A 673-nucleotide genomic window follows, 5' to 3' on the forward strand; every position below is an offset into this window, starting at 1 on the left:
ATATTTTTAATTTTTCGAGTTGGGATTGCATCATTAACGTAATTTTTCTGCCGCGATGATACTCCTTATCAGGTAAGAAATGCCGTTGATTTTAATTGTAATTATCTCACTAAAAATATTGCTACCCAGATTATTCATACGAAATATGTAAATCCCCCATTCGTTTAGCTCTGGTTTAAGTTTGCCGTGAAAATTAAACTACTCCATATTTGTAGGTTTGTCGCATTAACAGAGCGAGGTCGGCAAAATAGCACTGCCTATTTTTCAAGCCGCCAACAGATAAAATTGTTCTGCCGGTGACAATCCGTCACCAGTAGGATGATGAAGTTGTCCTTTGCGGATTATCTGTAGCAGCTCAATACCAGCGGACACACTGAGCAATAATATCGACGGGATAATGCAGGCGACAGAGGGCGTTTCGGATCAGAGACATGGGCAGGTAACATCACAAAAAAAAACAGCATGTTACCTAACAGCGCCTTAATGCGACAAAGCCTGCTATATCCCATTCGCTCTCATCGGGCTAAATTTGCACTAAATTGATTGGGATTTTGATAGATAAAGTCTGTGATGAAGATAAGTACTCACTATTTGCTGACTTACCACTATTAATGCAACACAGTCGTATAACCATCAATCCGTATTTGTTTGAATAATTAATAAAAGCATCTAT

2 pseudogenes are annotated in these 673 nt (G+C 38.6%); both read right to left on the minus strand.

What is annotated here, in order from left to right:
- Positions 1-264: 264 nt before the first annotated feature.
- Positions 265-366, minus strand: a pseudogene (locus tag V2A85_RS24250) (IS6 family transposase); the annotation flags it as partial.
- Positions 359-433, minus strand: a pseudogene (locus tag V2A85_RS24255) (IS6 family transposase); the annotation flags it as partial. The pseudogenes V2A85_RS24255 and V2A85_RS24250, both read right to left, overlap by 8 nt.
- Positions 434-673: the final 240 nt, after the last annotated feature.

Source organism: Yersinia sp. 1252 StPb PI (genome assembly GCF_048593885.1).
Taxonomy (GTDB): Bacteria; Pseudomonadota; Gammaproteobacteria; order Enterobacterales; family Enterobacteriaceae; genus Yersinia; species Yersinia enterocolitica_E.